Source organism: Cryobacterium sp. TMT1-2-1, from assembly GCF_004403955.1.
In the GTDB taxonomy this organism is placed as follows: Bacteria; Actinomycetota; Actinomycetes; order Actinomycetales; family Microbacteriaceae; genus Cryobacterium; species Cryobacterium psychrotolerans.
The window spans coordinates 1-8,423 of sequence record NZ_SOHC01000067.1 but is presented as its reverse complement, the minus strand read 5'-3'; the positions used below and the strand labels follow the sequence as shown (position 1 = coordinate 8,423).

Below are 8,423 nucleotides of genomic sequence, written 5' to 3'. Positions count from 1 at the left end.
GGCCTCCGTGGCATCGGCTTGAGTGTGGTAACCCAATCGATACCGGAGGTCCTCACCTTTTTAGCTCACGCCACGCACACAACCTCCGTGGGAACAACAACTAGCCTGGCCGCCGGGCCGGGCACTGGGCCCGACCACCTGCCCGGGGCGTTTACCGGTCGTGCGCCGCGAGACGCGCGAGCCGCGCGTTGTACGCCTCGAGGTCGGCGTCGCCCGTGCGGTCCGCATTTCGGTCGATGCGCCGGGATTCCTTCTCGTCTCCGCGGCTCCACTGGATCACCACCGCGATGGCCAGCGCGATCGTCGGAATCTCGCCGATGCTCCAGGCGATGCCGCCGCCGGCCTGCTGGTCCGCGATGGCGCTCAGGCCCCAGTCGCGCCCCATGGCCCCGTACCAGTCGGCAAGCAGCAGCCCGGTCCCGGTCATCAGCGCCACCCCGAAGAACGCGTGGAACGCCATCGTGCCCAGCAGGAGCAGCAATCGGAATGCGTGGGGCAGCCGGTACGGCACGGGATCGATGCCGATCAGCGACTGCACGAACAGGTATCCCGTGATCAGGAAGTGCACGACCATCCACTCGTGGCCGATGTGGTCTGTGGTCGCCCAGCTGAACAACGCCGAGTAGTAGAAGACCCACAGCGATGCGGCGAAGACGATGGCCGCCACGAACGGATGCGCCAGGATCCCGGCGGGCTTCGAGTGAACGGCGAGCAGGATCCACTCCCGCGGACCGCGGCTGCCGTCGTGGCGCTTGCGAATGGCGCGCGCAGCGAGCGTGACCGGCGCCCCGGGAACCAGGAGCACCGGCACGAGCATCGTCAGGGCCATGTGCGCGAGCATGTGGGTGGAGAACAGGTACTTGCCGTACACATTCACGCCGCCGTTGGTGATGTAGAACAAGGCCAGCATGCCCAGGACCCACAGCACGGTGCGGTACACCGGCCAGCTGTCGCCGCGGCGGCGGAGTCGCTGCACCCCGGCCAGGTAGAAGAATATGCCGAAGGCGCAGAAGAACACCCAGGCGGGGTCGAAATTCCACTCGGTGAAGTAGCGGGAGAAGGTGAGTTCGGGCGGCAGCAGCTCCCCGGTCAGGATTTGCGCCGGCGTCGAGGTGGGGATCTCCGCGGCGGTGACCTGCACGACCGGCGTGGCCGTCTTCGCCAACGCGGCCGCGACGCCCGAGGCCAGGCCCATGAAGGCCAGTTCCGCGGTGATGAGCCACCAGAGCCACGGGCGGGAGTCCGACCGTCCGGACGTCATCCGGCCGATGACGAACCGGCGCTGCAGCACACCGAAGCCGCCCAGGGCGACCAACGCCGCCACCTTCACCAGCACGAGCACGCCGTAGGGGCTGAAGATCCGCTCGAGGCTGCCGACGCGGAGCTCCGCGCTGACGTAGCCGGATACGGCGACCACGATAAAGGAGACCAGTGCGAGGGAAGAATAGCGGGACAGGACCACGCTGAGACGATCGCCCGTGAGGCTGCCGCGCAGCACGAGGACGGTCAGCAGCCCACCCAGCCAGACGGCGGCGAACAGCAGGTGCACGCCGAGTGCGGTGATCGCCTGATCGTGGCCGGTCGCGCCCGCGGAGTGCCCCTGCAGCGCCATCGGCACGAGCGCGGCGACCGCGAGGAGCGCAACGAAGACGATCGCGGTCTGGTTGCGCACCGCGAAGCAGAGCACCGTGACGCCGGCGGCGATCAGGGTGGTGCCGAGCCAGGCCTGGCCGATTTCAATCTGGCTGAAGAATTGGCCCATCGTCGCGCTGAACGTGTCATCGAAGCTGAGCGAGACGTTCGTCACCTGCAGGAAGGTGAGGAACCCGGTGAGCGCCGAGGCGACGGTGAAGACGGCTGCGGATGCCGCGGAGAAGTCGAGCGCGGTGTTGAACTCACGTTCCCCGGGGCTCAACGCGAAGAGGGTGAGCACGAGGGCGCCGATCGTGCCGGCCGCGCCGAGGTTGACCAGCAGTTTGGCGATGGGCAGGCTCCATCGCACCACGGGGCCCGGGTCGGCGAGGAGCTGCGCGGCCGCACCGCCGCCATACGCGAGCCCGGCGAGAGTCGCGAGCAGAGCCACCAGCAGCAGGGCTGCCGGACCGATGAGGCGGACAAGACGAGGCACCCAGCCAGCCTAACCGTGCGGGCCCGCCCCGGCTCGCGGCCGGATCCGCGCCCGGGCACAGAAGAGGGCGCCGACCGAAGTCGACGCCCGTCTGTCGTGCAGGTACCGAATGCTACTTGGCGGCGGCCTTGAGCTTGCTGCCGGCGGTCAGCTTGACGCGGTGGCCTGCGGCGATCTGGATCTCTTCGCCGGTCTGCGGGTTGCGGCCGGTGCGCGCGGCGGTAGCGGTGCGCTCGACTCCGAGCCAACCCGGGATGGTGACCTTGCCGTCGTGTGCAACGGTGTCGGCGAGGGTTGCGAAGAAAGCGTTCAGAACGCTGTCGACGGCAGTCTGGCTCTGGCCAGAGTCTGCGGCAACCTTGGCAACGAGCTCGGTCTTGTTCAGCGACTTGTCAGCCATTGAGTGTCCTCCTCGGACCTTCGTAGAAACAGGTAGTTAGGGTGAACGAATTGACTCCGGGGAGCTTCTCCGCTGGTCGGTTCGACCGCGTTGAATCTAACAGAGATCGGCGGAATTCCGCGGATTTCCGGCGTTTCGGAGCGCTTTTCCCCGGCGAGTCGCTTTTATTTCGCTCTGCGCGGAACGACTCAGGGGATGCCGACCGAAGTCGACATCCCCTGAGGACGTTACGGAGGACCGCTCACGCGGCCGTCCGGGGTGCTACCAGCTGGACTTGGTGATGCCGGGCAGCTCGCCCCGGTGCGCCATGTCGCGGAAGCGAACGCGCGAGATACCGAACTTGCTGAGGTGGCCGCGAGGGCGTCCGTCAACCGCGTCGCGGTTGCGCAGGCGCACCGGCGAAGCGTTGCGGGGGAGCTTCTGCAGGCCCAGGCGAGCGGCCTCACGGGACTCATCGGTGCCGTTCGGGTCGATGAGAGCCTTCTTCAGCTCGAGGCGCTTGGCGGCGTATCGTTCGACGATTACCTTGCGCTGGTTGTTCTTGGCAATCATGCTCTTCTTCGCCATTTTTAGCGCTCCTCACGGAAGTCAACGTGCTTGCGCACTACGGGGTCGTACTTCTTGAGTACGAGACGGTCGGGGTCGTTGCGACGGTTCTTGCGGGTCACGTAGGTGTAACCCGTTCCGGCGGTCGAACGAAGCTTGATGATCGGACGGACGTCATGCTGCTTTGCCATTAGATCTTCACCCCACGAGCGAGTACGTCCTTGACGACGGACTCGATGCCGCGTGCGTCAATGACCTTGATGCCCTTGGCCGACAGGGTCAGCGTGACGTTCCGGCGGAGCGAGGGTACGTAATATGTCTTCTTCTGAACATTCGGGTCGAAGCGACGCTTGGTGCGTCGGTGCGAGTGCGAAATGTTGTGTCCGAAGCCGGGAACGGCTCCAGTCACCTGGCAGACAGCTGCCATGGTTTTCCTCCATTACCGAAGGGCGAATGCCCTTCCCAAGATCTCTTGTCGGCCGGAACGCCCGCGCTCTCCCTGGTGGGGAGCGGCACGTTGCGGCAATGCACGCACGGATGTGCGCAGCAACGGTCAACTCTACGGCCTCGACGCGCCTCGCGCAAACCGGCCCGGCGAGGGGGCGACGGGGGCGCAGGTGGCGCAGAGGCCGAAGACGTCGACCACATGGGCGGCCTGGCTGAAGCCGTGCTCTGCGGCCACGTTCTTGGCCCAGATCTCCACGGCATCCGCCTCGATCTCCACCGTCAGGCCGCAGTTTCGGCAGATCAGGTGGTGGTGGTGGTCGTTCGTGCAGGCCCGGTACAGGCTCTCGCCCTCCGGCGACTGCAGGGAGTCCGCGGCGCCCTCCGCGGCGAGGTCGGCGAGGGCGCGGTACACCGTGGCGAGGCCGATCGGCGAGCCGGTCGCGTGCAGCGTGGCGTGCAGGCCCTGCGCGCTGACGAAACCCTCGGCCGTGTCGAGGGCCGCGCGCACGGCTTCCCGCTGCCAGGTGTTTCGCTTCATGCTCGGGGCCGTATCCGCGCCCGGCCGAGCCGGTGAACGCCGAGGGCCGCCAGGAAGAAGCCGGCCGCCGTGAGGGCGATCGCCGGCCCGGCCGCCACGTCAAGGGCGCGGGAGAGCAGCACGCCGATGGCCCCGGATGCCGCGCCGACCAGCGGCGCGGCGACGAAGATCTGGGTCGTCGTGCGGGCGAGCTGGCGCGCGGCGGCCGCGGGCGCCGCGATGAGCGCGATGGCGAGGATGGCGCCGACGGCCGGCATCGCCGTGACCACCGTCGCCGTGATGAGGGCGAGGCTGAGCAGTTCGATCGGCCATTCCCGGTAGCCCGCGGCGCGGAATCCGTTCTTGTCGAAGGTGGAGAAGAGGATCTCCTTGCCCAGGAAGACCATGACGGCGACGGCGAGAAGGAGCACGCCGGCGGCCAGGAGCACGTCGCCGGTCGTCACGGTGAGGATCGACCCGACCAGGTAGGAGTCGACCTGCACGGGCAACGACGGGTTCAGGGCCTGGAGGAGCACGCCGAGGGCGAACCCGGCGGTGAGCACGATGCCCGACGCAACCTGGGCTCCCTGCCGCTCGACCCTTCCGATCACGGTCATGATGCCGACAATGGCGACGGCCGCAACGGCCGCGCCCAGGGGGATGCTGACCCCGAGGATGGCTGCGGCGATGGCGCCCGGGAAGGTCGCGTGGGTGAGCGCCTGGGCGAAGAACGTGCGCTGGCGCAACACGACGAGTGAGCCCACCAGCCCGGAGAGCGCCCCGATCACGAGGGCGGCGAGGAGAGCCTTCTCGAAGTAGCCCATCACCGCTCCGTCCTGCCGCGCAGCCGGTCGACAAGGATCCGGGCGAGGAGAGCAACGGCGTAGCCCGCGACCAGCACGAGCACGACGGTCGCGCCGCTCGACAACTCGATGCCGAGATCGACGGATGCCGCATAGCCGAGCGCCAGCCCCAGCCAGGCCGCCACCCCGGAGAACACCGCGGCGATGGGGAAGAGCAGCCACAGCCGCGAGGTGAGGAGGCGCGCCACCGCACCGGGGACGATCAGCACGGCGAGCACGAGCAGGTTGCCGACCGCACTCGTCGCCGCCACGACGACGAGGGCGATCGCACCGTTGAGCATCAGGTCGAGCAGGAGCGGACGATAGCCGGCCGCGGAGAACCCGGTGTGGTCGAAGGCCCGGAAGACCTGTTCCTTGAGGGTGAGCGCCACGACCAGGAGGGCGACGCCGCAGATCACGATCGTCTGCACGACCTCGGCCGGGCCGACGGTCAGCAGGCGCCCGAACAGGAGCTGCTCGAGCTGCCCGGCGTAGTTGGCTTCACGGGAAACGACGACGACGCCGATGCTGAACATGGCCGTGAAGACGACCGCGATGGCGGCATCCGTCGGCACCTTGCTGCGCGCGATCAGGGTCAGGGCGACGGAGGCGACAAGTGCGGCGATCAGCGCGCCGACGAAGAGTCCGTCCTGCCCGCTCCAGACGAAGCCGATGGCTATTCCGGGGAAGACCGCATGGGTGAGCCCGTCGCTGATGAACTCCAGTCCGCGCAGGTTGACCAGCACCCCGACCACCCCGGCGACAAGGCTGAGTGCGGCGAGTACGGCCAGCGCGCGGGCCATGAACGGCAGCGCGAAGCCGTCGAACAGGAAGCCGGCGAGGTCCACCTAGTGGCCCTCGTGCCCGGGCACGACGACGGTGTGTTCGTCCATCTCCACGCCCACGTCCTGGAAGGTGCGCTGCACGTTGTCGAGGGTCAGCACCTCGTCGCGCGGTCCGAAGGCAACCTGGCTGCCGTTGAGCAGCAACACCTCTTCGCAGACGGCCCGGGCGAGCTCCAGGTCATGGGTCGACACGAGCACGGCGAGGCCGCCCGCCTTCAGCCGGTCGATGGTGCCGATCAGGGCGTCGCGGTTCTCCTGGTCGAGGCCGTTGAATGGTTCGTCGAGCAGCAGCAGGCGGGGGCCGGATACGACGGCCCGCGCGAGCAGGCCCCGCTTCTGTTGTCCGCCGGAAAGCTGACCGAATCGGCTCTTCGCCAGCGGCCCCAGGCCCACCGTTTCCAGGGCGTGCGCTACCGCGTCGCGGTCACGCCGGGACGGCAGGCGCAGCCAGCCGAGGGAGCGGTAGCGGCCCATCATGACGACCTGCTCGAGCGTGATCGGGAAGTGCGGGTCAATGTCTTCGGTCTGGGGAACGTAGCCGACCGAGCCGGCGGGCGCCGCGGACTGGCCGAGCACCGTGACGGTGCCACTGACCCGCGGGACCAGCCCGAGGACGCCCTTGAGCAGCGTTGATTTTCCCGAGCCGTTCGGGCCGATCAGGGCAACGGCTTCGCCGGGTCGCAACTCGAAGGTGATGTCCTCCAGGGCGGGCCCGCGGCCGTAGCTGAAGGAGGCGCCGGAGACCGCCAGTGCGGGCGCCGGATCGGGAGGGTTCTCGTTCACAGCACCACTATCCCAGCTCGGCCGGGACGGGGCTGGGTGTGACGCCCCAGGATTCGAGAACGACGATGACATTGTGCACCTGCGCCGCGAGGTAGGTCTCTCCCTCACTTCCGGCCGGGCCGAGCGAGTCGACGTAGAGGGCATCCTCGCCGGAGTAGACACGCACCCCGGCCTCGCTCGCGATGGTCTGCGCGGCTTTCGGGTCGAGGGACGCCTCGGAGAACACGGCCTTGACGCCCGTCGCGGTGATCGCGGCCACGAGCTTGTCGATCTCGGCTGCGCTGGGCTCGGCGTTGTCGTCGAAGCTCGGAATGACGGATCCGACGTAGGTGATGCCGTAGGCGGCGGTGAAGTAGCCGAGGGCGTCGTGGTTGCTCACCAGCAGGCGATCGCCCGCGGGGACGGTGTCCACGTTGGCGCGGGTCCAGTCATCGAGCCGGGTGAGCTTGTCCGCGTAGGCCGTCGCATTGGCGTCGAACGCTTCGGCGTTCGGCGCGTCGGCGTTGCCAAGCCCCGAGGCGATGGTGTTCACCATGGCGTCAGCATTCCGCGGGTCGGTCCAGACATGCGGATTGTCGTCTTCCAACAGGGAGATCCCCTCGCTGGCGTCAATCGTGACACCGTCGAAGCCGGATGCCTCGATGGCGTCGTCGAGCCAGGTTTCGAGCCCGATGCCGTTGACGACGAGCACGTCGGCCCGCCCGAGCGCGGTCAGATCCGCGGCCGACGGGTCGAAGGCGTGGACGCTCTGGTTGGGCCGGACGAGCTGGGTGAGCGCGACGTGGGCCGTGTCGCCGACGACCTCGCGGGTGAAATCGGCTACCTGCGTGGTCGTTGCCACGATCTCGAGCCCGGCGTCAGACGCGTCCGGGTCGGTACCGCAGCCGGAGAGCAGGACGACGGCCGCGGCCACGAGGGCGGCAAGGGACAGGTGTCTGGGTCTCACGGTGCGACACTACGCTTATTGATAATGATTGTCAAAACCATTAGTCCGGGTCAAAGGACCCGAGGGCGGGTCACTGGTAGGTGATGAGGTCCGGGCTCGGCGCGACCTGCGCCATGGTCTGTGCCGGGGTGAGCATCGGCTGGTCCTCGTCGATGAAGTTCTTCCAGCCCCAGAAGATGCCGGCCGGCGCGCCGGCGCGCAGGGCCCGCCAGGTGGCCTGCTTCGCCGGTTGGCCGCCGAGCCCGTCAACGTGCAGGAGGAGGGCGAGTTCAGGGCGGGAGGTGTCGAGGCTGGCGCGATTCCGGATCATCTTCAGGCTGAACTGATGCAGCACGACCAGTTTCTGTGGCAGCGCGTGCGTGCTGGTCAGGTCCGCGAGCCAGGTGATCACCGTGTTGAGCTCCGCGGCGTCCACCGATCCGATCTGCTCGAGGTGCCGCTGGGTCTTGCCGAGCCGCCACTCCGGGTCGAGGGCGAGTCCCACGTGGGGCAGCACGAGCAGTGACTCGTACCGCTTCGCCTGGGTGAGGAAGTCGGTGCGCCCCGGCTGCAGGTCGAGCACCACGTACATTCCGGCCTTGCCCGCTGCCTCGACCCACGGTCGGAGGCGGTCGGCGGAGAGCTCGTTGGAGTAGTTCCCGTCGGCCCCCTCCGCCCCGGCGGCGACCGTGGCGATGATCTCCATCATCGGCACGACGGTGCGTTCGGTGTGCTCCGCGTACTGGCTCGCCGTGCTCCTGGCCCGGATGATCGCCGCCGGAAGCTCCTGTTCGCCGAGCACGCCGAGCGCCGACGTCCCCGGCGTTCCGTACAAGGCAACGAGCAGGCTGGCCGGGAAGAGCACCTGCCCCCCGCCGGGCAGCTGGACGCCGGTGGCGGCGGCGCGGACCTTCCAGGCCAGGCGCTCCTCGCCGGCGAACGCGGCGCCGAGGGCGAGCACGGCCGACGGCCGGGCCGCGCCCAGCGCCG

The 8,423-nt window shown here is 68.5% G+C and carries 10 protein-coding genes and 1 pseudogene; all 11 read right to left on the bottom strand.

Features of this window, described 5'->3' with window-relative positions:
- Window positions 1-151: 151 nt before the first annotated feature.
- Complete coding sequence (locus E3T33_RS12500) at window positions 152-2,128, bottom strand: cytochrome c oxidase assembly protein (protein ID WP_134575434.1); 1,977 nt, start codon at window positions 2,126-2,128, stop codon at window positions 152-154.
- Window positions 2,129-2,240: 112 nt separating this feature from the next.
- Window positions 2,241-2,528 (bottom strand): HU family DNA-binding protein, encoded by a 288-nt coding sequence (locus E3T33_RS12495; RefSeq protein ID WP_092322744.1) that lies wholly within the window; start codon window positions 2,526-2,528, stop codon window positions 2,241-2,243.
- 261 nt (window positions 2,529-2,789) lie between these two features.
- Complete coding sequence (gene rpsN / locus E3T33_RS12490) at window positions 2,790-3,095, bottom strand: 30S ribosomal protein S14 (protein ID WP_092322742.1); 306 nt, start codon at window positions 3,093-3,095, stop codon at window positions 2,790-2,792.
- Window positions 3,096-3,097: 2 nt separating this feature from the next.
- On the bottom strand, window positions 3,098-3,265 hold the full coding sequence (rpmG, locus tag E3T33_RS12485; RefSeq protein WP_092322741.1) for a 50S ribosomal protein L33: 168 nt from the start codon (window positions 3,263-3,265) through the stop codon (window positions 3,098-3,100).
- The gene (gene rpmB, locus E3T33_RS12480) at window positions 3,265-3,501 is read right to left on the bottom strand and encodes a 50S ribosomal protein L28 (RefSeq protein WP_092322739.1); all 237 of its coding nucleotides are present in this window, start codon (window positions 3,499-3,501) and stop codon (window positions 3,265-3,267) included. Before rpmB ends, rpmG begins: the two co-directional genes overlap by 1 nt.
- A gap of 132 nt (window positions 3,502-3,633) precedes the next feature.
- Entirely contained in the window at window positions 3,634-4,059 is a 426-nt protein-coding gene (locus E3T33_RS12475; protein WP_092322738.1) for a transcriptional repressor, read from the bottom strand.
- Entirely contained in the window at window positions 4,056-4,862 is an 807-nt protein-coding gene (locus E3T33_RS12470; protein WP_092322736.1) for a metal ABC transporter permease, read from the bottom strand. The genes E3T33_RS12475 and E3T33_RS12470 overlap by 4 nt, the downstream gene beginning before the upstream one ends.
- On the bottom strand, window positions 4,862-5,728 hold the full coding sequence (locus tag E3T33_RS12465; RefSeq protein WP_198417101.1) for a metal ABC transporter permease: 867 nt from the start codon (window positions 5,726-5,728) through the stop codon (window positions 4,862-4,864). The genes E3T33_RS12470 and E3T33_RS12465 overlap by 1 nt, the downstream gene beginning before the upstream one ends.
- A complete protein-coding gene (locus E3T33_RS12460; protein WP_241982937.1) occupies window positions 5,729-6,508 on the bottom strand; it encodes a metal ABC transporter ATP-binding protein in 780 nt (259 codons plus the stop codon).
- Between the two features lie 7 nt (window positions 6,509-6,515).
- Window positions 6,516-7,454, bottom strand: coding sequence for a metal ABC transporter substrate-binding protein (locus tag E3T33_RS12455; RefSeq protein ID WP_092322734.1), 939 nt, complete (start codon window positions 7,452-7,454; stop codon window positions 6,516-6,518).
- 70 nt (window positions 7,455-7,524) lie between these two features.
- A pseudogene (locus E3T33_RS15305) lies at window positions 7,525-8,423 on the bottom strand (hypothetical protein); the annotation flags it as partial.

Bases quoted from the DNA above. Each gene is read 5' to 3' on its own strand.
- E3T33_RS12495 (WP_092322744.1), bottom strand. From the start codon at position 2,528: ATGGCTGACAAGTCGCTGAACAAGACCGAGCTCGTTGCCAAGGTTGCC.
- rpsN (WP_092322742.1), bottom strand. From the start codon at position 3,095: ATGGCGAAGAAGAGCATGATTGCCAAGAACAACCAGCGCAAGGTAATC.
- rpmG (WP_092322741.1), bottom strand. From the start codon at position 3,265: ATGGCAAAGCAGCATGACGTCCGTCCGATCATCAAGCTTCGTTCGACC.
- rpmB (WP_092322739.1), bottom strand. From the start codon at position 3,501: ATGGCAGCTGTCTGCCAGGTGACTGGAGCCGTTCCCGGCTTCGGACAC.
- E3T33_RS12475 (WP_092322738.1), bottom strand. From the start codon at position 4,059: ATGAAGCGAAACACCTGGCAGCGGGAAGCCGTGCGCGCGGCCCTCGAC.
- E3T33_RS12470 (WP_092322736.1), bottom strand. From the start codon at position 4,862: ATGGGCTACTTCGAGAAGGCTCTCCTCGCCGCCCTCGTGATCGGGGCG.